Origin of the sequence: Caballeronia sp. LZ003, assembly GCF_031451465.1 — a bacterium.
Taxonomy (GTDB): domain Bacteria; phylum Pseudomonadota; class Gammaproteobacteria; order Burkholderiales; family Burkholderiaceae; genus Caballeronia.
This window is the reverse complement of sequence record NZ_JARUXJ010000113.1, coordinates 1-700: the sequence shown is the minus strand read 5'-3', so window position 1 is coordinate 700 and position 700 is coordinate 1. Positions and strand designations below refer to the sequence as shown.

Annotated in this window: 1 protein-coding gene; it reads left to right on the top strand. The window is 58.3% G+C overall.

The window, feature by feature from the left end:
- The coding region (locus tag QCE79_RS39485) for a phage major capsid protein (RefSeq protein ID WP_309851737.1) at nt 1–700 on the top strand (700 nt) is incomplete at both ends.

The following is a 700-nucleotide window of genomic DNA, read 5'->3' as shown; positions in this document are numbered from 1 at the left end:
GCCCGCAAGCGACATCGCAGCCAAGGTGACGAAGATCGACGCCCACGTCGAGGAGCTACAGAAGGCCATCGACGATGCGAACATCAAGATTGCGGCCACACAGATGAATGCGGGCGGCAAGCAGCTTCGCGACGCGCAATACACGGAAGCGTTTAATGCGCATGTGAAGCGTGGCGACGTGAATGCGGCGCTCAATAAAGGCGCCGATGAGCAGGGTGGCTATTTGACGCCAGTCGAGTGGGACCGCACGATTACGGACAAGCTGGTGCTGATCTCACCGATGCGGCAGATATGTCGTGTGCAATCGGTCTCGAAGGCGGGTTTCTCGAAGCTGTTCAACATGGGGGGCACCGCAAGCGGCTGGGTGGGCGAAACGGAGGAGCGCAAGCAGACCGGCACCGCGCAATTCAAGCCATTGACGTTTGGTTCGGGCGAGATCTATGCCAACCCGGCGGCCACCCAACAAATTCTTGACGACAGCGAGATCGACCTCCAAACCTGGCTCGCTGATGAAGTGCAGACCGAATTTGCCAAGCAAGAGGGTCAAGCGTTCGTCAACGGCGACGGCGCGAACAAACCCTGCGGCATTCTGCGATACGTAAAGGGCGGTGTGGCTGAAAAAAAACACCCATTCGGCGAGATTGGTATCGTAGGCTCGGGCACAGCGGGCGCAATCTCGTCAGACGCAATCATCGATCTT